The following is a 24,728-nucleotide window of genomic DNA, read 5'->3' on the forward strand; positions in this document are numbered from 1 at the left end:
TCATGAAAACCCGTCAGGCAGAGAGGAAGACACCGTATGCCCCGGCTCGCCTTCACCCAGAGCTTCTGGGACGGCTACGACACCCTGGAAAAGCCGGTCCGGGCCGGGGTACGCAAGGCGATGGCCAAGTTCCAGGCCCTGAGCGCCGCCGACCTCAACGCGGACAAGGGACTGCACCTGGAGTCCGTCGAGAAGGCCCGTGACCCGCGGATGCGCACCATCCGCGTCACCGACTTCTGGCGGGGCGTCGTCCTCGCCCCCGACGACGGCAGCGATGTCTTCCTCCTGGTCAACGTCCTGCCGCACGACGACGCCTACACCTGGGCCGCGAAACGCCTGTACAGCGCGAACACCGCGACCCGCGCCCTGGAGGTACGTGACGCCGTCGCCCTGGACGAGCTGACACCGCTGTACGAGACGGCCGCGCGCACGGCACCCCGGCTGCTGTTCGCGGACGTCTCCGACGGCACGCTGCGCGAACTCGGCATCGACGACCAGGTGTTGCGCGCGGCACGGTCCCTGGCGGACAAGGCCCAGCTGGAGGCGTTCGCCACGCTGCTGCCGGAGGACCAGCTGGAGGTGCTCCAGTACCTCGCGGAGGGGTTCAGCCCCGAGGACGTCTACCGGGACGTCGTGGCCGTCCGCCGGCCCGCCGACGCGCCCGCCGAGCCGGTCGAGGACCTGGCCACGGTGATCGCCAACACGTCCGCGCGCATCCGCCTCGTCACCGGTCCGCACGAGCTGGAGGAGGCGCTGGCGAAGCCGTTCGCGGCGTGGCGGGTGTTCCTGCACCCCTCGCAGCGGCGCGTCGCCTACCGCACCTCGTACGGCGGTCCCGTCCAGGTCACGGGCGGGCCGGGAACGGGCAAGACCGTGGCCGCGCTGCACCGGGTCAAGCACCTGCTCGGCCGCTCCACGGACGGCCGTGTCCTGCTGACGACGTACACCAACGCGCTCGCCGCCGGACTGCGCGAGATGCTGGGCCTGCTCCTCGACGGGGACGAGGAGCTGCTGGCGCGGGTCGACGTGACGACGGTCGACGCGTTCGCCCACGGTGTCGTGCGCGCGCGGTCGGCGGCCGTGCCCAGGCCGCTCGGCGACCGGGAGCAGCGGCAGCTGTGGGAGAAGACGGTCAAGCAGCTCGAACTGCCCTTCAGCGCCCGGTTCCTGGCCCTGGAGTACCGGCACGTCGTCCTCGGCCAGAACCTGGGCGGCCTCGACGCCTACCTCGGCGCGAGCCGACGCGGCCGCGGCACCGGGCTCGGGCCCGCACGACGACGGGAGGTGTGGAGCGGCGTGGAGCGGTTCGAGCAGCTGCTGCGCGACCGCGGCGAGACCACCCACCTGCGGACCTGTGCCCGCGCGGCGGAACTCCTCGCCGGCGCGCCCGCTCCGTACGCCCATGTCGTCGTGGACGAGGCGCAGGACCTGCACCCCGCGCAGTGGCGGGTGCTGCGGGCCGCCGTGGCGCCCGGTCCCGACGACCTGTTCCTCACCGGCGACCCGCACCAGCGGATCTACGACTCCCGGGTGTCGCTCGGCTCCCTGGGCATCGCCACGGCCGGCCGCAGCTTCCGGCTGCGCGTCAACTACCGCTCGACCGAGGAGATCCTGGCCTGGTCGGCGCGGCTCCTCGCGCCCGTCTCCGTCGACGCGCTCGACGGCGAGGGAACGGACTCGCTGGCCGGGTACCGCTCGCTGCTGCACGGGAGCCGCCCCCGGGCCCGGGGGTACGCGAGCCGGCAGGAGGAGACCGAGGCGCTGGTGGAGCGGGTGCGGGCGCTGCTCGCGGAGGGTCTCGCGCCGCACGAGGTCGGCGTGTGCGCACGCTTCAACCTCTCGCTGGACGCGGCGGAGGAGAAGCTGAGGGCCGCGGGCATCCCGGTGCTGCGGGTCAAGGGGCAGGCCGCGCAGGGCGTGGGGGTGGGCGCGGGCGTTGACGGGGTGCGGCTGGCGACGATGCACGCGATGAAGGGGCTTGAGTTCCGCGCGGTGTCCGTCCTCGGCGCCGGCGAGGGCTCGGTCCCGTTCACCCGTGAGATCACTCCGCGTGAGGCGGACCCGTTGCAGCACGACGCCGATCTGCTCCGCGAGCGCTGCCTGCTCTTCGTCGCCTGCACGCGGGCGCGCGAGGCACTGAGCGTGACGTGGAGCGGAACACCGAGCCCGTTCCTGCCGGAGGGGGCCTGACCGGCCGGGACACATGGGTCAGCCTGACCGGCTGGGATGCTGTCACCGGCCGGGACGGTCTGACCGGCCGGGACGGTCTCACCTGGCCGGGACCGCCTGACCGCGCGGGACGACATGGCCGGCCCGGACCACCTGGCCGCCCGGGGCGGTCGAACCGGCCAGGACCACCTGGCCGGCCGGGACGCCTGACCGGCCCGGGACCGCCTGGCCCCTTGGGACGGGCAGACGTCGCCGGACGACATGGCCGACCCCGACCCCCTGACCGCCCGGGACGGCCGAACCGGCCAGGACCATCCGACCGCCCGGGACGCCTGACCAGCCAGGACCACCTGGCCGGCCGGGACGCCTGACCAGCCAGGAGCGCCTGGGCTCTTGGGACGGGCAGACGTCGCCGGACGACATGGCCGGCCCGGACCACCTGGCCGCCCGGGGCGGTCGAACCGGCCGGAGCCGCCTGACCGGTCGGGGCCGCCCAGTTGGTCGTGGGGCTCTCACTCGTGCGGGGCGAGGGCGCCCGTGGCCAGGCCGTCTCGGGCGGTTTCGGCGAGGCGCCGGCTCAGTTCGTCGGCCTTGCGCATGCCCTCCTCGAACGCGGTGAGGGCGCGGAAGGCGGATCCGTAGCGGCGCTGGTCGTCGATGCCCATGCGGGGGACACGGGAGCCCTTGCCGTCGAGGCGGTAGGTCCCGCTGGCGCTGGTGGACCGGCGGGCGTTGCCGGAGCTGCGCAGGAAGCCCCGCAGATAGTCGGTGTCGAGCTGATCGCTCGCCGACACCGGCTCCTGACCCTCGTAGGCGACGAGTCCGGCACGGGCGAGTTCCGCGACGCTGGTCGTGGCTGCGTCGAGCGAGCGCGGTCCGCCGCCCGCCACCAGCTCGGGCAGGAGCGCGGCGAGCCGGCGGATCTGCTCCTCCAGCTCCTCGCGCAGAGCGGCGTACTCGCCGGGATAGTCGCGGTGCCGGGACCGCAGGTGGCTGCCGGGGGTCAGGTCGACGGTGTCGTCCAGCAGCTCGATCAGGGGTACGTCGGCGACCTGGTCGTGCCGTGGCTCCAGGCTCCCCTCGGGACTGTTGCCGGTCAGGTCGACCATCCGCACCGAGTGGTTCGTGTCCGCGCCCGTCGTACTCTCGGGGCGACGCAGGCACCAGAGGTGGACGGGGAGGGCGTGCGAGGTCGCCGTACCCGGCGGCAGGGCCACCACCTGGCGCAGGATGCCCCGGCGCACCAGTTCCGAACGGATGCGGCGGCCCGCCCTGCGGTAGGCCGCCGACGCCGGCATGACCATGAGGACCTGGCCGCCGGTCCCGGTGTGCGCGTAGGCGTGCTGGAGCCAGGCGAGTTCCCCCTCCGCCTTGGACGGGACGCCGAGTTCCCAGCGCGAGTCGAGCAGCAGGTCCTCCCGCCCCCAGTCGGTCACTCCGGTCGGGGGGTCGCAGACGACCAGATCGGCCTTGAGGTCCGCCCAGGCGTCCGCCCGCAGGGAGTCCCCCGCCACGACCCGCACGCCGGACCGCCCCAGGACGTCGGCGCGGAGCTGCGCGAACCGGGCGCTGTCGGCGTCCGTCTCCTGCCCGTGGCACCGCGTCCCCGTGCCGGACGCGACGGACAGCAGCAGCACTCCGGTCCCGCAGGCGGGGTCGAGGACCGTGGCACCGTCGGCCGGCTCGGGAGCGAAGTGGCGGACTGCGCGCACGACGCGCTCGGCAGTCACCTGATCGGATCCCGCACGCCGGGCGGAGTCCATGAAACGTTCCGTCAGACCGTTCACGAGCTCGACGGGATCCCCGGCCTGGACGAGTTCCCGCAGCCGCGTGGCGACGTCGTCCGGAAGCGCCGGACCGGATTCACCCGCCAGTACCGCGGCCACCGCCGCCAGACCGGCGACCATCTGCTCGCCGTACGCGGCCCGCATGCTCTGCCACAACTCGACCTCGGGCGACACCTCCTGGCCCTTGCGCTGCCTGTCCAGCCAGTCCTGGACCTCGGCGAGCGCGTAGAGCGGGCTGTTCGCGGCGCCTGCCGCGGGCGCGGGGAAGTCGTCGTAGCGCCGACGCCAGTTGGACACGGCCGCCCGCGTGACTCCGGCCAACCGAGCGATCTCGGAACCGGTGACCAGGGGGCCGACCGGAGAAGCGGCGTTGTCCGTCATGGGCCCAGCGTACACGCGGCGCTATTCACATTCAGGGGTCGATACGTTGACGACGTTCACAGTATCCGGGCAGGTCGTCCACGGTATGCACACAGGGAGCGTTGGGCGGGCGCTGCGCCTGTGAGCTGCCTCACCCGGCGGCGCCGGCCCGGGTGGGGAAACGCATGGTCGGCGCGTCTATTTTGCCGTCCGGGGCCGTCCGCGGCCGCTCGCTGGCCGGATACGTCAATAATCTGTCATTGCAGCCAGTGCGGCGGCCGATACAGGCTGTCACCGTGCTGGAGCGACGTGTTGTTGTGGTGGTGTACGCGGGGGCGATGGCCCTGGACATCACCGGACCGATTGAAGTGTTCGATACCGCGAACCGGCTCCTGGGGGCCTCGGGGACCCCCTACCGGACCGACTTCGTCTCCGCCGACGCGCCGCTGGTGCGCACGAGTTCGGGGGTGGTGCTCGGTGCGTCGCCGCTGGAGGCGGGGGAAGGACCGATCGACACCCTGCTCGTGCCGGGTGGCTGGAGTCTCGACCGGGCGCTGCGGGACCAGGAGTTGGTCTCCTGGATCGGCCGGGCGGCGGCCCGGTCGCGCAGGGTCGCCTCCGTGTGCGGCGGATCCTTCCTGCTGGCCGAGGCGGGCCTCCTCGACGGCAGACGCGCCACCACGCACTGGGCGTACAGCGAGGCGATGGCGTGCCGCTATCCGCGCGTGACGGTGGACGCCGAACCGATCTTCGTGTGGGACGGCCCCTTCGTGACCTCGGCGGGCGTGTCGACGGGCATCGACATGGCGCTGGCGCTGGTGGAGGCCGACCACGGGGCGGCGCTCGCGCTGGAGACGGCGCGGTTCCTGGTGCTGTTCCTCAAACGGCACGGCGGGCAGTCGCAGTACAGCGCCGTCCTCGACGCCCAGTTGGCCGACCATCCGCCGATCCGGGCGGCGCAGGAGTGGATCCTGGCCAACCTGGACAGCCCGCTGCCCGTGGCCGAGATCGCGCGGCAGGCCAATATGAGCCACCGCAACTTCGCCCGGGTCTTCCGGCGCGAGGTGGGCACGACACCCGGCCAGTACGTCGAGCGGACGCGTATCGCCCGCGCCCGCGAGCTCCTGGAGACCACCGACCTGACGATCGGCCAGATCGCCGGCCGCTGCGGGTTCCCCGCCACCGAGACGTTCTTCCGCTCCTTCGGGCGGACCCTGGGCCTCACCCCCAAGGAATACCGGCACCGGTTCCAGGTCATCACGCCGTCCGGTCTCATCGACCGGCACCACGAGAGGGAGTCGAGTCCCGCATGACCACCACGGCGGCGGAAGCGTCCGCAGCGCGATCGTTACGACTGGTCGACCACCTGGCCGGGGAACTCGCCAGGACCGGCGTCACCCACCTGTTCGGTGTCGGCGGCGCGAACATCGAGGACCTGTACGACGCCGTGCACCGCGGCGGCGCCGTGCGCGGCGTCGTCGCCAAGCATGAGTTCTCCGCCGTGACCATGGCCGACGGGTACGCCCGGACCACCGGGCGCCTCGGCGTGGTCGCCGCCACCTCGGGGGGCGGGGCGATGAACCTCGTACCGGGTCTGGCGGAGGCGTACGCCTCCCGGGTGCCCGTCCTGGCCCTGGTGGGCCAGCCGCCGACCGGCCAGGAGGGGCAGGGCGCGTTCCAGGACTCCAGCGGCAAGGCCGGCTCCTTCGACGCGCGGGAGGTCTTCGCGCCGGTCTCCCGGTTCTGCGCGTGGGTAGACGAGCCGGACGCCTTCCCGGAGTTGCTCCACCGTGCGATCGCGGCGGCCGAGGCGGAGCCTCGCGGGCCGGCGGTGCTGTTGCTGCCGAAGGACGTGCAGCAGGCGTCGATTCGCTTGCCGGTTACCGGCGGACCGGGCTGGGCGGAGGGCGGACCGGACCTGGCCGAGGGCGGACCGGGACTGGCCGAGGGCGGGCTGGCCCGCGCGGAGGGCGGCCCAGCGCCGGCGGCGGGCGGTCCGGCCCCGGCGCAGGGCGTCCCAGCCCCAGCGTCGGACGGCCCGGCCCCGGCGCAGGGCGTCCCAGCCCCAGCGTCGGACGGCCCGGCCCCGGCGCAGGGCGTCCCAGCCCCAGCGTCGGACGGCCCGGCCCCGGCGCAGGGCGTCCCAGCCCCAGCGTCGGACGGCCCGGCCCCAGCGGACGGCGTCCCAGCCCCAGCGTCGGACGGCCCGGCCCCAGCGGACGGCGTCCCAGCCCCAGCGTCGGACGGCCCGGCCCCAGCGCAGGGCGTCCCAGCCCCAGCGTCTGACGGCCCGGCCCCAGCGGACGGCGTCCCAGCCCCAGCGTCGGACGGCCCAGCCCCAGCGGACGGCGTCCCAGCCCCAGCGTCGGACGGCCCAGCCCCAGCGGACGGCGGCCCAGGGCCAGCCGAGGGCGGCCCCGCCTGGGCATCGGGCGGTCCGGCCCCGGCATCCACGGCCGCATCCGCGTCAGCGTCCGGGGCGGCCTCGGCGTCGGCATCCGCATCCACATCCACATGCGCAAGCGCATCCGCAGCCTCCCTCGACCCCGCCGCCGTAGCCGCCGTAGCGGACGCCCTGCGCGACGCCCGTCGTGTCCTCGTCGTCGCCGGGGAGGGGGTCGCCGCCGCCGACGCTCGCGGGGAACTCGCGGAACTGGTCCGGCGGTTGGGGGCGTGGGTCGCGGTCACGCCGGATGCCAAGGACGTCTTCGACAACCATGATCCCCGGTTCGCGGGGGTGGCCGGGGTCATGGGGCACGCCAACGTGGAGGAGTGCCTGCGGCGGGCGGACCTGTGCCTGCTGGCCGGCACCCGGCTGCCGCTCCTCGCGCGCGGCGGCCTCGACCGGGCCCTGGCCGGCACCGACGTCGTGTCCCTCGGCCAGGAGCCGCCGTTCGTGGCGGCCACCGCACTCGGCGGGAACCTGCGGGACGCGCTGCGCGCGGTGACCGCCCGCCTGCCCTCGCGGCCACGCCCCTGCCCGCCGCACTCCGGGCCGCGCCCCTCCCCCAGCCCGGGGCCGCCCGGCGGAGCCGGCGAGCGGACCGTCCCGCTGGCCCGGGCGGTCGCCGCCGTGGAGGCCGCGCTCCCCCAGGACGCGCACGTCTTCGTGGACGCCGGCAACGCCGGTGCCGCCGCGATCCACCGCCTCCCGGCACCGCGCCACGGCCGTTTCGTGGTGGCGACCGGTATGGGCGGCATGGGTTACACGTTCGGCGCCGGGATCGGGGCCGCGCTCGCCACCGGCCGGCGCACCTACGTCCTCGCCGGCGACGGTGCCTTCTTCATGCACGGGATGGAGGTGCACACGGCCGTCGAGTACGACGCCCCCGTCACGTTCGTGATCTTCAACAACAACGCGCACGGCATGTGTGCCCTGCGCGAGGAGTACCTCCAGGGCGGCGTCCGCGACGACGACCTGTTCGCCCCGGCCGACATCGCCGCCGGGGTGGCCGCGGCCTTCCCGTCCCTGCGGGCCACGAACGCCGTCGACGCGGCGCACCTGCGCACGGCGCTGCTGCGCGGCAACGCGGGCGGCGGCCCGGCGTTCGTGGCGGTGACCTGCGACCCGCACGAGATCCCCCCGTTCCTCTCCTTCCAGTCCTTCACCACGAACCTTGAAGAAACGAACCTTGCAGAAAAGGAGAGTTCAGATGAGCGAGGAGTCGTCCACGTTGGCTGACACGCTGGCTGACATCCCCGGTCTGATCCGCATCGAGAACGCCGGGAAGGAGGAACTGACCGCGCACTGCATGGAACTCACCCACGCGGTCTACCCCCACCACCAGGTCTACGGGCAGTACTGCACCATCCACGAGTACGTCGACTGTCCCCCGGAGCAGGCCTACGACTATCTGCGCCAGGGCCATCACCTGGAGGAATGGACGTGCAGCCTGCGGGACTTCGCGCCCACCGGGACACCGGGGCTGTGGGCCGGCCGTGACCGGCTGGAGGACGACACCGCCATCTACTGCGAGGTGGTCGCGAACCCCGAGGCCATGACCGTGGACTACCACTGCTCCTGGGACCAGGGCGACGAGCTGTGGATGATCTACCTGATGCGGGTCGTGCCGGCCGAACTCGTCCTGAACAAACCGGGTTCGGTGATCACCTGGACCAATTGCCGGCACCCCTACTACGACGAGAACCCGCGCCCCGACCTGGCCCCCCGCCCGGACCGGCCCTGGGTGGGCGACTACTGGGACCTCTTCTACGCGGGCCACACCGTGGAGATGCGCAACCTCAAGGCCATCCTGGAACACCGCCACGGGCGCGGACTGCCCGTCGGTACGGCTCCGGCGAGGACGGTGAGCCGGTGACCACGGTCAGCCTCACCGACGTAGCGAGCTACCTGCCCGGCGAACCGGTGCCCGCCGCGTACTACACGGAGTACCCCGGAGCCGAGGACAAGCTCCGTCACCATCCCATGTTCAAGGTCCCACCGTCGCGGCACCACGTGGCGGCGGACGAGACGAACGCGGACATGGTCGAACGGGCGGTGCAGCCGCTGATCGAACGGCACGGCCGGAAGGAGATCCAGGGCGTCGACGTGCTGCTGGTGCACAGCCAGTTGCCCGACCTGCCGTTCGTCGGCGCCGGAACCGAGGTGGCGCGCCGGCTCGGTCTGAACCCCGAGTGGCTCGTCGACGTGGCCAACGCGGGCTGCGCGTCGTTCGTTCAGATGGTGAAGCTGGCCCGGCAGATCCTCCTCTCCACCGACGCGCGGACCGCGCTGATCTGCAACGCGCAGAGCGCCGCCGGGCAGTGGTTCACCCAGTCCGAGGTGCGCAAGCTCGCCCAGGCGGCGATCCCGGGCGACGGGTGCGGCGTGGGGTTCGTGACGACGTCGGCCGAGTCGCCGGTGCTGGACGTGGAGACCCGGCACTTCGGGGCGTACGCCGGTGACATGACCGTGGCGGTCGACGACGGCCGCAAGTACTGGGAGCCCGGCGAGTCCCAGCTGCGGATCGGGTTCACCGACGCGAGTGTCGCCAAGGTGCTGGCGCGCGGGAACCGGCTCGTCCCCGAGGTGATCACGGACCTGTGCCGGCGGCTCGGCGTGGCGAGCACCGACATCGACGTCCTCATCACCAACCAGCCCAACCGCACCTTCCTGCGGAACTGGCGCGAGGCGCTGCAACTGCCGGAGGAACGGCACCTCAACACCTTCGACGCGTACGGCAACCTGTTCGGGGCGGCGATACCGGTCACCCTGGACCGGGCGATCGCCTCGGGACAGGTGAAGGACGGCGACCTGGTCGTGCTGGGAGGGTTCGCTCACGCCGGCGACTTCGCAGGAGCCACCGCCGTACGCTGGCACGGGCGGCAGGCGTGAGCCGGGCCGGCTGACGGGAGCGCCGGGCCGGACGGCCGTAGGGCGGGTGACGCCGGGCCGGACGGCCGGGGGGCTGGCGTGGTGGCGCCGGGCCGGGGGGGCTGGCGTGGTGGCGCCGGGCCGGACGGCCTCAGCGCGGCGTGTGACGCAGGACTCAGTGCGACCGGGTATCACGGTAGGTGATCTTGGGCATGCATCGGCCGCATCGTCACCCCCACATGAGGAGCGCGAAGCGCCGTGACCGCCTCGTCCACGTTCACCCCCACGCCATCCGCGCCCGGTGGCCTCCCCCTCCTCGGGCACGCCCACCTGCTGGCCCGTTCCCCGCTCCCCTTCATCACCTCGCTGCGCCGGCACGGCAGCGTCGTACGCATCGGGATCGGCACCACGCCCGCCTACGTGGTCACCGACCCGGCGCTCACCCGGCGCGTCCTCGTGACCGATGCCGCGCACTTCGCCAAGGGCGGCAAGATCATCGACGCGCTGCGGGTGTTCTTCGGCGACGGGCTCGCCACCGTCGCCGACGGTGACACCCACATGCGCAACCGCCGCCAGATGCAGCCCATGTTCAACAAGGCCCACATCGCCCGGCGCGGCGCCGCCATGATCGACCGGGTGGGGTCCCTCGTCGCCTCCTGGAAGGAGGGCGAGGCCCGCGACGTGTACGCCGACATGAACGACATCACGCTCGCCGCGTTCCTGGTCGCCCTCTTCGGCACCGACCTGCCCGAGAACCTCCAGGGCGACTTCACCGCGCTCATGCCGGCCATCATGAAGGGGACCATCCGGCAGACGGTCCTGCCGTCCTGGATCACCCGCCTCCCGCTGCCGGCCAACCGCGCCCACGCGGAGCGGGTCGCACGGCTGCGCCACCTCATCGACCAGGCCATCGACCACCGCAGCAACACCCTGGACACCGGTGGAGCGGAAGAAGCGGGCTGCCCGCACGCGAAAGCGGCGCAGGAGCAGGAAGGACTGTTCGCCACGCTGCTGACGGCCGTCGACCCCCTGTCGCGCCAGCAGTTGCAGGACGAGGCCATCACCCTGCTCACCGGCGCCATCGAGACGACCGGCACCACCCTGGCCTGGACGCTCTACGAGATCACCCGGCACCCCGGCATCGAGCAGCGGCTCCGCGAGGAACTCGACGCGGTCTGCGCCGAGCGGCCGCTGCGGTACGAGGACCTGGAGAAGATGCCGTACGCCAGACAGGTCCTGCAGGAGGCGATACGCAAGTACGGGCCGGCCTGGATGGTGACCCGCACCGCGACGGAGGACGTCGACCTGGGCGGCCACCGGATCCCGCGGGGCGCGGACGTCGTCTGGAGCCCCTATCTGCACCAGCACGACCCGGCGTACTTCCCCGACCCGGAGGTCTTCGACCCGGAGCGCTGGAGCCCCGGACGCGCGGGCGCCACGCGTGGCTCGTTCCTCGCCTTCGGGGACGGCCGCCGCAAGTGCATCGGGGAGAACTTCGCCTGGTCCGAGCTCCAGATCATCCTCGCGACGGTGCTGCGGACGTGGCCCCGGCTGGAACTGGCGTCCCGTCCGCCGGCCCCGCAGGCCGTCGTCACGGTGAAACCGGACGTGATCCGCCTGGCCTACTACGGTTCGGGTCAGCGGGAGACCGGCGGCACACCGGGGAAGTGACGGTGTGGTTGACCCTCGACCTTGTCGAGGGCTCAGAGTTCCGGGTGTGGAGAGCGAGATGCGCAGTATCGGGGAGATGGCCCGGGACAGCGGACTGGGCGTGAGCGCGCTGCGGTTCTACGACCGGGCCGGTGTGCTGGTCCCCGCCTGGGTGGACCCGGTCAGCGGCTACCGCTGGTACGAGCCGGGGCAGCTGGACGAGGCACGGGTGCTGGCCCGCCTGCGCCGGGCCGGCATGCCCCTGGCGGACATCCGGCTGGTGCTGGCCGGCTGGGCCGGCCCGGACACGGACCTGGTGCGCGGGCTCCTCAAGGCGCACCTGCGCCGTCTCGAACGGGGCCTGACCGATGCCCGCGTCGAGTTCTCCGCACTCCGAGCCCTTCTCGACCACAGGGAGAACCCCATGACGTCGTCCCTCACCGCCGCCGCCCAGCTCGCGGTCCCCGCACAGGAGTTGGCCGCCGCGCTGGAGGCCGTGCGCTTCGCGGCCGGTACCGATCCGGAACTGCCCACGCTCGGCGGCATCCTGTTCGACATCGACGGCGAGAGTCTGACCGTGGTGGCCACCGACCGCTACCGCATGGCTGTCGCCCAGGCCCCCGCCACCGGGCACGACGGACCCCGGGTGCAGGCCGTCGTACCGCTGCCCCTCGCCGACGCGATGCGGGCGCTGCTGCACGGGACCGAACCGGCGCGGCTCACCGTGGACGGCGACCGCGTCTCGCTGGAGTCCGGTGACCGCCAGGCGGCCGGGCAGCGCCTCGGCCACGACTTCCCCGACTACCGACGCCTGGTCCAGCTGCCGGAGGGCCGCCGGGCCCGCGTCGACACGGCGGCCTTCCGCGAGGCCCTGGTGACCGGACCGGTCCGCGGCGCCGAGACCCGTGAGCAGGACGGCGTGTCCTACGACGTCAGCGTGCTCGGCGTCACGGAGGACGGCACCGTCTCGGTCCAGGCGGACGCCGCCGACACCCAGGACGCCATCGGCGTGAACCGCGACTTCCTCCTGGACGCCCTCACCTCCGCGTCCCGCGCCGAACTGATCCTCGAACTCGGCGCCCCCACGGCCCCCCTCGCCATCCGCCGCCCCGACGACGACCGCACCTTCTCCCTCCTGATGCCGGTCCGGCTGGAGGACTAGCTCCACCGGCGCGAACGGGCTCGCTCACGTCACCCGGGGTGGCGTGAGCGAGCCCGTTCCCTGTGCCGGTCAGGCCGGGGGCAGGGTCCAGTGTTGGGCTGTTGTGCCGTTGCAGGTGTAGATCTGGAGGCGGGTTCCTTCTGTGGTGGTGGACTGGGGGTCGTCGAGGCAGAGGCCGGAGTGGGGGTTGTGGAGGGAGCCGTCGGAGGCGGCTGTCCATTGCTGGGCGCCGGTGCCGTTGCAGGTGTAGAGCTGGACGAGGGTGCCGTTGGTGGTGCCGCTGTTGGAGACGTCGAGGCACTTGCCGAGGGTGCGCAGGGTGCCGTCGGCGGCGATCGTCCAGTCCTGGGCGTAGGTGCCGTTGCAGCCCCAGAGGCGGATCGCGGTGTGGTCGGCGGTGCCGGAGTCGGCGTCGTCGACGCAGAGGGCGGAGTTCACGCCGGCCGTGACCGGGCCGATGCGGGGCTTGGCCGGGGCGGAGGTGTCACCGGGGTAGGACGGCGGGGCGGCGGAGGCGGCGGTGGCCCAGTTGGTGTTGGGGCTGGTGCCGAGGGTGAAGCCGAGGGTGCCGCCGGAGGTGATCGCGGTGGTGGGGGCGTAGGCGTTGTTCCAGGCGGAGCCGTTGAACGTGGCGGACTGGACGTAGGGGGCGTTGTCGGCGGCGCCGTCGCCGTTGATCGTCAGCGTCTTGCCGGAGGGGAGGGTGATGACCGCCTGGGGGAAGAGGGGTGAGCCGAGGGCGAGGTCGGGGGTGCCGGGTGTCATCGGGTACATGCCCAGGGCGGACCAGACGTACCAGGAACTCATCGCGCCCAGGTCGTCGTTGCCGTCGGCGAGGCCGGCCGGGGTGTTGGACCAGATGTGGTCCTGGATCGAGCGGACGGTCGCCTGGGTCTGGTAGGGGCGGCCGATGTAGTCGTACTCCCAGGGGAGTTCGATGCTGGGCTCGTTGCCGACCCAGGCGTAGCCGCGGTCGCCGGTGTAGCTGCGCAGCACGGTGTCGAGGTAGTCGGCCATCGCGTCGTCGCCGCCCTTGGCGGTGGCGAGACCGGCCACGTCGAACGGCACCATGCCGGTGTAGATCCAGGAGTCGGCCTCCACCATGTCGGTGCCGCTGGTGGGGTCGAATCCACCCGTCCAACTGCCGTCGGCGTTACGGGGCTGGACGAAGCCGGAGGCGGGGTCGAGGACGTTGCGCCAGTCCTGGGCCCGGTGGGCGTACGTGCGCTGGCTGCCGGTGTCGCCCAGGGCGCCGGCGAAGGCGGAGAGGGCGAAGTCGGCGGTGTTGTACTCCAGGGTCGTGGCGACCGGGCCGTAGAAGTTGCAGCAGCCGTAGCTGCCGTTGTGCGGCATGTAGCCCGGGTCGTCCAGGTAGTTCAGGCCGGGGCGGTCGTTGTTGGTGGTGCTCGCCTGCTTCAGCAGGCCGGACAGGGCCTTGGCGGTGTCGAAGTCCCGTGCGCCGAAGGCGTGGTAGTCGGCGATGATCGACGCCGCCGGGTCGCCGACCATGACGTAGGACTCGCCGTTGTACTCGGACCACTTGGGGAAGATGCCGGTCTGGGTGTAGTCGTCCGTCATCGACTGGGCGGTGTCGGAGGCGACCTGTGGGCTGACCAGTGCTTCGAGTTGGGCCTGGGAGCGGTAGATGTCCCAGCCGGAGTAGTTGGCGTAGGCGGCGTGGTGGCCCTGGTCCACGGTGTGGGTGCGGCCGTCGAAGCCGTAGTACTGGCCGTTGGTGTCGCTGATGACGTTCGGGTGCAGCAGCGAGTGGTAGAGCGAGGTGTAGAACAGGGTCTGCTGGTCCGCCCTGCCGCCGGCGATCCGCACCTTGCCGAGCACGGTGTTCCAGGCCGCGTGGGCCGCGTCGCGGACGTCCGCGAAGTTCCAGCCGGGGTTCTCGGCGGTGCGGTTGGCCGCCGCGTTCGCCACGGAGACGTAGGAGATGCCGACCTTGGCCTGGACGACCGGGTTGTCACTCGTGTCGAAGGTGACGTGCGCGTTCGACGCGGCTGAGGCGGCTGCCGTAGTGCCGGTGTCGTGTCCGGGTGCGGCGTCCGCCGCGTGTTTCGGCATCGAGCCGTGCAGGCGGGGCTTGTTCGGCTGGTCGGCGGCGTTCTTTCCGGCCAGGTCGGTGGCCGGCCGGCGCAGCGGCGTCGCGTCCGCGAGGGTGCTGCCGCTGGACGCGAAGGGCCGGTCGAAGACCATGTCGAAGTAGACGGTGTAGGTGTTGCCGGCGCCGCAGAACCGCCCGCTGGTGACCCGGCCGCTGACCTCCGTGTCGGAGACGACGTCGAACTGGGTGCCGGAACCCCCGTTCTGGCTGCCCGTCAGCTTGAACAGCAGGTTGGCCTGGGTGGTCGAGGGGAAGGTGAAGCGGGCCATGCCGCTGTGCGTGGTCGTGGTGAGTTCGGTGGTCACCTTGTTGTCGAGGGCGACCTTGTAGGAGCCGGCCGTGGCGGACTCGTTCGCGTGCGAGAAGGAGTCCGTCGCCGTGTTGTTCACGCCGCCCACCGTCGGCAGCACGGGAACGTCACCGGCGGCGCCGCAGCCCGGCCCCGCGAGATGGGTGAGGCTGAATCCGGTGATCGAGGAGTCCTTGTACTCGTAGCCGCCGCCGGGCGGCCGCGACGAGGTGTCGGGGCTCCACTGCACCATGCCGAAGGGCACGTCCGCGCCGGGGAAGTCGTTGGCGTCGTTGGACGTGCCGAGGAAGGGGTTGACCAGGTCGGCCGGGGAGGTGACGAGCCGGGCCGGTCTCTCGGGCGCCGCCCAGGCGGCCGGGGCGGGTAACGCGTACGCGCCTAGCAGGAGGGCGCCTGCGGCGGCGCCCAGAGCCGTGCGAAGGGGGTGGGGCATCGCGATCCGCCTCCTGAGGTCATTCGTGCGTCGAGGGCCTGGGTTGCCTGGGCCACGGCCACGGCCACGGCTGCGGCTGCGGCTGCGACACGGGGCGGCGAGGACTGCCGACAACGTTGTCTCCGAGCGGGCGTGACAGGTCACGGAGGGCTGCGCATGACAACGTTGTCCAACGCGAGGGTGGAGCAGCCGTACCGGATCGGCTCAAGTACGGTCGCAACATAGCCAGCGGGCGTGCTCACGTCAACAGGGTCGCCGAACCGCCCTCCCTGCCCCCGTCACATAAAAGCCACTTGAGGGTTATTCAAGTAACGCTTATACAAGGCCATAAATGTGAGCACCGTCTCTCCTTTCCGGGGGAACCCGAAGGCATTACAGCCCATCCCGGGCCGAAGCGCCTTACCGACACACCGAGTTGGCGCAACTCCGTCCCGAATGGTGAGATATTCTTCTGGTCCGGACGCCCACCCGCCCGGGGCGCTTCCGCGTAACCGTCTCTCACCCCCGTCGGCCCATTCCCGCGCCGACACTCCACGCCTTCGAGCAGGAAATTGATGCCCGTTCAACCATTTACGGAGCTCATACGCTTCGTACGCGCCAACTCGCCTTTCTACCGTCAGCTCTACGCGCGTCTACCTGAGGAGGTGACGCACCTGACGGACCTCCCGCTGGTCCCGCAGACGGAGTTCTGGCGGGCCAATTCACCGCGTGACAACACCCTTCTGACCGCACCGCTGCACGAGGCGGTCGTCTTCCGCAGCGGCGGCACCACCGGCGCCCCGAAGTTCTCGTATTACACCCGCACGGAATGGCGTGAATTCACCGCCGCGTTCGGCGCCGGACTCGTCGGCGCGGGGCTGCGTCCCGGCCACCGCGTGGCCGATCTGTTCTACGCCGGTGACCTGTACGCCAGTTTCAGCTTCGTCCTCGACTCGCTGCACCGGTCACCGGTGGCCAATGTGCGCCTGCCGATTGGCGGAGCCGCGCCCTGGGAATCCACCGCCGCGACGCTGGAGGAGTTCCGCGCCGAGGTCGTCGCCGGCACCCCGACCACGCTGTGCGCGCTCGCCGAGCGCCTGACCTCCGCCGGCCGGACACTGCCGGACGTGGAGCTGCTGTTCTTCGGCGGCGAGTGCCTGTTCGGCGATCAACTGCCGCTACTGAAAGCCGCGTTCCCGAACGCCGAGGCTCGTTCGCTCGGCTACGCGAGCGTCGACGCGGGCCTGCTCGGCGAGGCCGTACCCGGCGGTGATCCCCGGGTGCACCGCGCGTTCACGCCGCACACGGTGGTGGAGATCCTCGGCGACGACACCGACCGGCCCGTCGAGGAGGACGGGGTCCCGGGGCGGCTCGTCGTGACCGACCTCCGCCGGCGGCTGATGCCGGTCATCCGCTACCCGGCAGGCGACCGGGCCGAGTGGGTGGACCGGGACGCGGGCGTCTTCCGCATCCTCGGCCGCGCCGAGGAAGGCGTACGGGTCGGCCCCGTCTCCCTCTACACGCAGGACGTCCACGACATCGTCACCGCCGTCGACACCGCCGGTGACGTGACCGGGCTGCAGCTCGTGGTGCGCCGGCTGTACGGCCGGGACGGCCTGACCCTGCGGCTCGCGGCCGGTGAACCCGGCGCCGGCCGGGCAGCGCTGGGGGACGCCGTGGTGACCGCGGTGGTCGCCCAGCGGCCGCTGTACGCGAGCGCCACGGCCGCCGGCCATGTGAACCCGCTCACCGTCGAATGGGTGCGGCACCAGGATCTCTCGGTCAACTCCCGTACCGGCAAGCTCATCCGCGTCGTCGACGAACGGCCGCACTCGTGAGCGGGACGCCGGCCCCTCGTGCACGTCGGCTGCCTCTGGTGCTGCGCAATCCCTCCTTCGGCCGGGTCTGGGCGGGGCAGTTGCTCACCCAGGCGGCGAGCCGGATGTTCCAGGTCGGCGCGGTGTGGTGGCTCGTGGGCTTCGCCGGGGGCGCCCACCGCGGACTCGACTCGGGCCTGTTCCTCATGCTGAGCACGCTGCCCGCGGTCGCGCTGGCCCCCGTGGTGGCCCGGATCGTCGAACGCCGCCCGCACCGCGCGGTGCTGGCCTGCGCGGCGGCCGGAGCGGGTGCGGTGGCCGGGGCGGCGGCCCTCTGGACGTACGCCGGGACCCTGCCGATGGCCGTCACCTACGGCGTGGGGCTCGCGCTGGCCGCCTGCCAGGCGGTGTTCGACCCCTGTCTGACGACGTCGGTTCCGGAGCTGGTCGAGGACGCCGACATCGAGTCGGCCACCGGCTTCGAGCTCTCCACCCAGTCGGTCGCCGGTCTCGCCGGCGGGCTGCTCGGCCCCCTCGCGGTCGACGCCGGAGGACTGAGCGGCGTCGTCACCGGCTGCGCGGCCGGCTATCTGCTCGCCGCGCTGCTCGTCGTCTCGGCCCGCTTCCCGCGCGCCACGGTGCCGTGCCCGGGCGCGACCGGGGCGGCAGAGGTGACGGACCAGGGCCCGGCCTACGCCGACCCTGACCAGGCGGGACCGGCACGGGCGACCGACCGGCCCCCGACGGACGCCGACACGGCCCAGGCGGGTGCGGGCCAGGCAAGTCCGGCCCAGGCAGGTCCGGCCCAGGCGGGTGCGGCCCACGCCGACCCGGCCCACGCGGGCCTGATCCACGCCGACCCGGCCCACGCGAACCTGACCCAGGCCGACCCGACCCACGTGGGCCCGACCCAGGCAGGCCCGGCGCGGCGTCCGTTGCGCCGGATTCTGGCGGAACTGCCGTTCATCCGGCGCGTCCTGGTGTGCTTCGCCGCCGCCAACGTCTTCACCACCGCCGTCTACGTCGTGATGCCGCTCTACACCCGTGGCGTCCTGCACTCCACCGGCTCGACCGTCGCCTCGCTGGAGGCGGCGCTCGGCGCGGGCACGCTGGTCGGGTCGTTCACCGGCGGCCGGCTGCCCGGGCGGCCGGTCACCGTCGGCAGCGTCTGCCTGCTGGTGATGGGCGCGGCCCTCGGCCTGCCCGGACTGGTCACCGGCCACGCGGTGGCGCTCGGTTCGCTCGCCGTGACCGGCTGGTGCGTCGGGGTCATCGGCGTCCGGTTCGTCGCGCTGTTCCAGCGGCTGGTGCCCGCCGCCGACAAGCCTGGCTTCTTCGCGGTCATGCAGGCGCTGCTCGGGGCCACGTTCCCCGTCTCCTCCCTCGTCTTCGGCGCGCTCGGCGACCAGTTGACGGCCCGAACTCTCTGTCTGGTGCAGGGTGCCGGGCTGGTGCCGGTGGCGCTGGCCCTGTGGTGGCTGGGCGGCCGGGCCGCCGTCCGCGACCAGCCCGCGCTGACGGCAGCACCTTCGGGAGCGACGGCGTGAGCGCGGACGTGTTCTTCTCCCCCGCGACCGTCCAGGACATCGCGGAACTGCGGCAGTTGTACTTCGAGGTGTACGGGCACCGCTATCCGGTGCCGCTGGGCAGCGATCCGGCGGTGATGCGGCGGCTGATGACCGACGGCACCGCGCACTGGCTCCTCGCCCGCACCGCCGAGGGCGCCCTGGCCGGTTCGGCCGTCGTGCAGACCGAGCCGGGCAGCCGCATCGGCAAGCTCGTCGGGCTCGCCGTGCACCCCGGCCGGCGCGGCGGCGGGCTGGCGTCCCGGCTGACCGGCGCGGTCTGCGAGGAGGCCTTCGCCGGTGGCCGGCTCGACTCGGTGTACGCCACCGTCCGCGTCGTCACCGAGGGCCCGCAGCACGTCGTCGTACGCAACGGCTTCCGGCCGCTGGGCCTGCTGCCCAACGCGGTCGAGGTCGACGGCTGCGAGACGCTCGCTCTGTTCGCCCGGTACGCCGACGGCGTGCTGGAGCGGCGGGAAGCCGTCGCGGCCGTACCGGAACGGCTGTCGCCGCTGCTGACCGCCGCGTCCACCGGTACCGGCACGGACACGGGAACGAACACCGGAGCCCCGACCGACACCGGCTCCCGCACCACGACGGGCATCAACTACGACGACACGATCCGGCTCCCGGACCGCCCCGCGCGGGTGCCCGCAACCGCCGATGCCGAGCCCATCGAGTTGATCGCCGCGCCCGCCTTCGTCCGCCGCCGCTTCCTGGAGCGCTTCCCCGGCCCCGGGGACCGCTTCTTCCCGCTGCACACGCCGAACGCCCTGCTCGTCGCCGCCGACGGCGGTTTCGAGGCGTACGCCGATCTCGATCCCGTGGCGGGAAACTGCGCGCTCGTCGCCGTACACCCGCGTCCGGCGGCGGTCAGCGGCGCGCTGGAGGCGCTGATGACGACGATCACCCGGGCCGGCGCGGACTACGCCGAGACGCTGCTGCCGCTGGCCGACACCGCGGCCCTCGAGGTGTTCCTCGCCTCCGGGTTCGTCCCCAGCGCGGTGTACCCGGCGATGCGCCGCATCGGCGACCGGCTCCACGACTACGTGGTGCTGTCCCGCACCAGCCGTCAGATCGACTTCCGTACGACGGCCGTCAGCCCGCTGCTCCAGCCGTACCTCGGCGCCTATCTGAGCGCCTGGACCGCCACCTATCTGCCCCTTCCCGAGGTGTCCCGATGAACCCCCATCTCGCTCCCGTCGAGGTCCCCGACCCGGCGGCGCTCGGCCACGTCCAGCGGCTGTGCGACCTGACCGAGCCGTACGCGACCGGTGACGGCGCCGACGCGCTGTTCGCCGCCGCCATGGCCGAGGCGCACGCCTGGCACGCCGCCCGCTCCCCCTTCTTCGCCGCCCTGCTCCAGGACCCGCCCGAGGTCCCGGCGCCCACGGTCGGCGCGGACGTGCGCGCCCCCCTGGTGCCGGCCGCGTTCTTCAAGCGGCACGAGGTGCTCTCCGTACCCCGCGAGGAGGTGTTCCTGCACCTCACCTCCTCGGGGACCACGGGCCAGAAGTCGCAGATGTTCTTCGACGAGTGGACCATCCGCTCGGCGCAGCGCATGGTGGCCCGGATCTTCGACCACTACGGCTGGATCACCCCCGACCGGCCCGTCAACTATCTGCTCTACAGCTACGAACCGGCGCCCTCGCTGAAGCTCGGCACCTCGTTCACCGACAACTACCTGTGCGACTTCGCCCCGGCCCGGCACACCACGCACGCCCTGCGCCACACCGGCGGCGGCCACGAGTTCGACGTGCACGGGTGCATCGCGGCCCTCCAGCGGTACGCCGACGACGACGTGCCGGTGCGCATCCTGGGCTTCCCCGCCTTCCTGTACTTCACCCTGGAGCGGATGCGGGCCATGGGCCTGCCGCCGCTCAGCCTGCCCGAGGGTTCGCTGGTGGTCCTCGGCGGCGGCTGGAAGGGCCACGCCGACCGGCAGATCGGCAAGGACGCCTTCTACGCCGAGGTCGGCGACCGGCTCGGCATCCCCGGTGACCGGATCCGGGACACCTTCGGCTCCGTCGAGCACTGCGTGCCGTACGTCGAGTGCGGGCACCACCGGCTGCACGTGCCGGTGTGGTCACGGGCGGCGGTCCGGGACGTGGGCACGCTGCGCCCGCTGCCGTACGGGGAGCGCGGCTTCCTGCACCTGGTCAGCCCGTACATCACGTCCGTGCCGGCGCACAGCGTGGTGATGGGCGACCTCGCCTCCCTGCACCCGGGCGAGGAGTGTCCCTGCCCGCTGTCCACCGACTTCTTCACCGTGCACGGGCGTGCCGGAGTGAGCCGCAACCGCAGCTGCGCGGTCGCCGCCGCCGAACTGATGAAGGGAATGTCATGACCAACTCCCACCTGTGGCAAGGCGAGTTCATCGACGACGCCGAGGCCGGCCGGCGGCTCGCCGGGCTGCCTGAGCTGGCCGGGCGTGTCCTCGGCCGGCCGCTGCCGACCGACGTCGTGCTCGGCGCCTGCGCCGCGGTCGGCCGTGACCTGGCCGACCCCGCCTCCGCCCTGTACGGCCGGCTGGCCGGGCTGCTGCCCGCCGACGAGGCCGCCGTCACCCTGGCCGAGCTGGCCGCCGCGCTCACCCGGCAGGCCCTGGAGCGCAAGCTGCGCCGCGAGCTGGGGGGCCTGCGTCCGGAGCGGCTGACCCGGCCGGACGCCCGGGAGACGGTGTACGAGGCCTGGGCTCCCGTCGGGCTGCTGGTGCACATCGCCCCCGGCAACGCGGCCGCCGTCGCACCGCTGAGCGTGGTGGAGGGCCTGCTGGCGGGGAACCTCAACGTCCTGAAGACCAGCCGGAACGACAGCGCGCTCGCCGCCGAACTGCTCGCGGCGCTGGGGGCGGCGGACCCGGCCGGGCTGATCGCCGAACGGATCGTCGTCCTCGGCTTCCCGTCCTCGCGCCGCGAGTGGCTCCAGGCGCTGTGCGGGCCGGCGGACGCGATCGCGGTGTGGGGCGGCGAGGACGCCGTCACCGCCGTGACCGAACTGGCGCCGCCCGGCTGCCGGATGGTCGAGTGGGGGCACCGGATCTCCTTCGCCTATCTGACCCGGGAGGCCGCGGCCGACGACCGTGTGCTGGACGCGCTCGCCGAGGACGTGTGCCGCTTCGAGCAACAGGCCTGTTCCAGCCCGCAGGTGGTGTACCTCGACACGGAGGGCACCAGGGACGTCGAGGGCGCTGAGAGCGGCGAGAGCGGCGAACTCTTCGCGTTCGCCGAGCGGTTCGCCGAGCGGCTGGCCAAGGTGTCCGGGGCCCGCCAGGCGCCGGTCCCCGGCCGGGCCGAGCAGGCGGAGATCACCACCGTCGAGCAGCTCGCCCGGCTGGAGCAACACCTGGGCCTCACCCGGGTGTTCGCCGCCCACGACGGCTCCTGGCGGGTGCTGGCCGACACCCGGCCGGCCCTGGACGCCTCCCCGCTGCACCGCAGCGTCCGGATCAAGCCGCTCCCCCGGCAGGCGGTCACCGCGACGCTGCGGCCGATGCGCCGCTACCTGCAGACGGCCGCCGTGGGCGGCGGCCGGTCGGACGTGGCCGAGCTGTCCCGCGCGCTGTTCGCGGCCGGCGTCACCCGCGTCACCCCGGTCGGCTCCATGCTCGACGGCTACGAGGGCGAACCCCACGACGGCGTCTACGCGTTGCAGCGCTACAGCCGCCGGGTCACGGTCCGCGCGGCCGAGCCCGGCTTCCGTACGGTGGCCTGCCTGGACGACCTGATCGCCGCCCCCGCGCTGCCCCCGGCGCCGGCCGCGCCGCTGCTCGGCAAGGAGGGCGTACAGCGTGCCCTCGCCACGCTGGAGGCCCGCCACACGCACCTGTACTTCCGCAGCGGGGGCTCCAGCGGTGCGCCCGCCCTGTCGGTGTTCACCTGCGACGACTACGACAACCAGATGCGCGCCGCCGCCGACGGGCTGCTCACCGCCGGTTTCGACCCGGCCCGCGACCGCGCGGCCAACCTGTTCTACTGCGGCGGGATGTACGGCAGTTTCATCAGCTTCTTCTCCATCCTGGAGCGGCTGAACGCCACGCAGGTCCCGATGGCGGCGGGCCCGGACCACGCCGTGGTCGCCGAGGCGCTGGTCACCCACGCCGTGGACACGGTCTTCGGCATGCCGTCCTACCTGTGGCAGCTGTTCCACGCCGAGGGCGAGCGGCTGCGCGGCTACGGCGGCATCCGCAAGGTGTTCTACGGCGGCGAGCACTTCACCTCCGAGCAACGGCGGGTGCTGACCGAGGAGTTCGGGGTGGAGGTGATCCGGTCCGCCGCGTACGGCAGCACCGACCTGGGGCCGCTGGGCTACCAGTGCACCGAGTCCGCGGGGTCGGTCCACCATGTGCTGACCGATCTGCACACCCTGGAGGTCCTCGATCCGCGTGAGGACCGTCCGGTGCCGCCCGGCGAGCCGGGACGGCTGGTGTTCACCTCCCGGGCCCGCGCGGGGCAGCGGCTGGAACGCTATGAGATCGGCGACCTGGGCCGGGCCGTGGCGGGCCCCTGCGGGTGCGGCAGCCATGTGCCGCGGATCGAACTGCTCGGCCGCTACGGCGATGTGGTGCGCGTCGGGACGTACTTCATCAACTACCGGAGCATCGTGCGCGCGGCCGAGGAGGGGCTCGGGTACCACGGTGAGGTGCAGGTGCTGGTGGCCTCCGGGGCCGGCCGGGAGCGGTTGACTGTCCGGCTGGACGAGGAGTACGCCGGCGGCGACCTTCGGGCCGCGCGGGAGGTCATCACCGGTGAGGTTGCGGAGTTGGCGGCGGCCGAGCAGGAGGGGTTGCTGGAGGTCGTTGTGGAGGCGGTCGCTCGGGAGGGGTTCGTTCGGACCGCTACCAGCGGGAAGCTGCGGACTGTCGTCGACCTGCGCGGGTAGGGCCGCGTTTCGGCTTGCGGTGCGTTGTGGCTGGGCGCGCCCACGCGGCGGAGCCGCATGTTGACACAGCCCCCCGCCCCTTCGGGGCGCGTCCCCGCAGGGGCGCGGCCCTAGGGGTGCGTTCAGGCTGTGGCCCTCTGGATCAGGCGGGTCGGGATGATCAAGGGGGACGGGGGCTGGTCGGCGGCGTGCTTTGCGTGGAGGTCGCGTAGGAGCAGGCGTACCATCAGGCGGCCCATTTCCTCGATCTCCTGGCGGACCGTCGTCAGGGGTGGGTCCGTCAGTTCGACGACGGAGGCGATGTCGTCGAAGCCGACGACGGCCACGTCCTCGGGGACGCGGCGGCCGTGTTCGCGCAGGGCGCGCAGCGCGCCGGTGGCCATGAGGTCGGAGGCGACGAAGACGGCGTCCAGTTCCGGCGCCCGGTGCAGGAGTTCCGTCATCGCCCGGGCGCCGCCCGCGCCGGTGAAGTCGCTGTGGGCGACGAGCCGGGGGTCGGCGTCCGGCAGGGCGTCGCGGTAGCCGTCGAGCCGGTCCACGGAGGCGGTCTGGTCGAGCGGGCCGGTGATCGTCGCGATCCGCCGGCGGCCGAGGGAGAGCAGGTGGCGGACGGCGTCTGCGGCGCCGCCCCGGTTGTCCGAGTCGACGTAGAGGACGCTGTCGTCCCCGTCGGCGCCGGGCCAGCCGGGGCGGCCGCCGAAGACCGTGGGGATGCCGATCCGGCGGGTGATGGCGGGCAGCGGGTCGTCGGCGTGCAGGGAGAACAGCAGGGCCCCGTCGACGTGGCCGCCGGCGAGGTAGCGGCCGACGCGGTCGTAGTCGGCGGAGCTCTCCACCAGCAGCACCACCGGCTGGGAGTCGTGGACGGTCAGCTCGCGGCTGATGCCGAGCATCTGTTGCCCGAAGAAGGGGTTGGTGAAGACCTTGGTCTCCGGTTCCGCGACGATGACGGCGACGGCTCCGGTGCGACGGGTCACCAGGGTGCGGGCCGCCTGGTTGGGGACGTAGCCGAGCTCCTCCACGGCGCGCCGGACCTTCTCCACCAGGACCTGGCGCACCCCGCTGCCCCCGTTGACGACCCGGGAGGCGGTCGCCCGCGAGACGCCCGCGCGTTCGGCCACGGCTTCCAGGGTGGGGCGGGGCGCGGAGATCTGGTCGGACAAGGAACGCTCCTCTCGGGACGGGACC

The 24,728-nt window shown here is 72.9% G+C and carries 15 protein-coding genes; 12 read left to right on the top strand and 3 right to left on the bottom strand.

Translation table 11 applies throughout. The features are described from left to right. Positions 1-36: 36 nt before the first annotated feature. Complete coding sequence (locus DBP14_RS02675; protein ID WP_129305442.1) at positions 37-2,190, top strand: UvrD-helicase domain-containing protein; 2,154 nt, start codon at positions 37-39, stop codon at positions 2,188-2,190. A gap of 491 nt (positions 2,191-2,681) precedes the next feature. Here DBP14_RS02675 and DBP14_RS02680 read toward each other — a convergent pair whose 3' ends face one another. Continuing rightward, entirely contained in the window at positions 2,682-4,337 is a 1,656-nt protein-coding gene (locus tag DBP14_RS02680) for an N-6 DNA methylase (protein ID WP_164992234.1), read from the bottom strand. Positions 4,338-4,612: 275 nt separating this feature from the next. Here DBP14_RS02680 and DBP14_RS02685 point away from each other — a divergent pair, with 275 nt between their 5' ends. From DBP14_RS02685 to DBP14_RS02715, 6 genes are all read left to right on the top strand, one after another. Continuing rightward, positions 4,613-5,629 carry a GlxA family transcriptional regulator gene (locus DBP14_RS02685; RefSeq protein ID WP_241740775.1) on the top strand — a complete coding sequence of 339 codons (1,017 nt, stop codon included), beginning with the start codon at positions 4,613-4,615 and terminating at the stop codon, positions 5,627-5,629. After that, on the top strand, positions 5,626-7,998 hold the full coding sequence (locus DBP14_RS36625) for a thiamine pyrophosphate-binding protein (RefSeq protein ID WP_241740776.1): 2,373 nt from the start codon (positions 5,626-5,628) through the stop codon (positions 7,996-7,998). Before DBP14_RS02685 ends, DBP14_RS36625 begins: the two co-directional genes overlap by 4 nt. Further along, a complete protein-coding gene (locus tag DBP14_RS02700) occupies positions 7,970-8,635 on the top strand; it encodes an SRPBCC family protein (protein WP_129305444.1) in 666 nt (221 codons plus the stop codon). The genes DBP14_RS36625 and DBP14_RS02700 overlap by 29 nt, the downstream gene beginning before the upstream one ends. Beyond that, a complete protein-coding gene (locus DBP14_RS02705) occupies positions 8,632-9,651 on the top strand; it encodes a ketoacyl-ACP synthase III family protein (RefSeq protein ID WP_129305445.1) in 1,020 nt (339 codons plus the stop codon). Before DBP14_RS02700 ends, DBP14_RS02705 begins: the two co-directional genes overlap by 4 nt. Positions 9,652-9,888: 237 nt before the next feature. Next, positions 9,889-11,301: a cytochrome P450 gene (locus tag DBP14_RS02710; protein ID WP_129305446.1), complete on the top strand. Its 1,413-nt coding sequence runs from the start codon at positions 9,889-9,891 to the stop codon at positions 11,299-11,301. A 58-nt stretch (positions 11,302-11,359) separates the two neighbouring features. Continuing rightward, complete coding sequence (locus DBP14_RS02715; RefSeq protein WP_129305447.1) at positions 11,360-12,442, top strand: MerR family transcriptional regulator; 1,083 nt, start codon at positions 11,360-11,362, stop codon at positions 12,440-12,442. A gap of 69 nt (positions 12,443-12,511) precedes the next feature. Here DBP14_RS02715 and DBP14_RS02720 read toward each other — a convergent pair whose 3' ends face one another. Further along, positions 12,512-15,298, bottom strand: coding sequence for a lectin (locus DBP14_RS02720; protein ID WP_129305448.1), 2,787 nt, complete (start codon positions 15,296-15,298; stop codon positions 12,512-12,514). Positions 15,299-15,852: 554 nt separating this feature from the next. Here DBP14_RS02720 and DBP14_RS02725 point away from each other — a divergent pair. Genes DBP14_RS02725 through DBP14_RS02745 form a run of 5 tightly spaced genes read left to right on the top strand, consistent with a single transcriptional unit; the run spans position 15,853 to position 23,540 of the window. Beyond that, positions 15,853-17,115, top strand: a complete 1,263-nt coding sequence (locus DBP14_RS02725; RefSeq protein WP_129305449.1) for a phenylacetate--CoA ligase family protein — start codon at positions 15,853-15,855, stop codon at positions 17,113-17,115. 38 nt (positions 17,116-17,153) lie between these two features. Continuing rightward, positions 17,154-18,641 carry an MFS transporter gene (locus tag DBP14_RS02730; RefSeq protein ID WP_241740777.1) on the top strand — a complete coding sequence of 496 codons (1,488 nt, stop codon included), beginning with the start codon at positions 17,154-17,156 and terminating at the stop codon, positions 18,639-18,641. Beyond that, on the top strand, positions 18,638-19,843 hold the full coding sequence (locus tag DBP14_RS02735; protein WP_241740778.1) for a GNAT family N-acetyltransferase: 1,206 nt from the start codon (positions 18,638-18,640) through the stop codon (positions 19,841-19,843). The genes DBP14_RS02730 and DBP14_RS02735 overlap by 4 nt, the downstream gene beginning before the upstream one ends. Beyond that, entirely contained in the window at positions 19,840-21,006 is a 1,167-nt protein-coding gene (locus DBP14_RS02740) for an acyl-protein synthase (protein ID WP_129305451.1), read from the top strand. Before DBP14_RS02735 ends, DBP14_RS02740 begins: the two co-directional genes overlap by 4 nt. Next, positions 21,003-23,540, top strand: a complete 2,538-nt coding sequence (locus DBP14_RS02745; protein WP_129305452.1) for an acyl-CoA reductase — start codon at positions 21,003-21,005, stop codon at positions 23,538-23,540. Before DBP14_RS02740 ends, DBP14_RS02745 begins: the two co-directional genes overlap by 4 nt. 122 nt (positions 23,541-23,662) lie before the next feature. Here DBP14_RS02745 and DBP14_RS02750 read toward each other — a convergent pair whose 3' ends face one another. Further along, positions 23,663-24,703: a LacI family DNA-binding transcriptional regulator gene (locus tag DBP14_RS02750; protein ID WP_129305453.1), complete on the bottom strand. Its 1,041-nt coding sequence runs from the start codon at positions 24,701-24,703 to the stop codon at positions 23,663-23,665. Between the last annotated feature and the right edge of the window lie 25 nt (positions 24,704-24,728).

This window comes from Streptomyces sp. L2 (assembly GCF_004124325.1).
Taxonomy (GTDB): domain Bacteria; phylum Actinomycetota; class Actinomycetes; order Streptomycetales; family Streptomycetaceae; genus Streptomyces.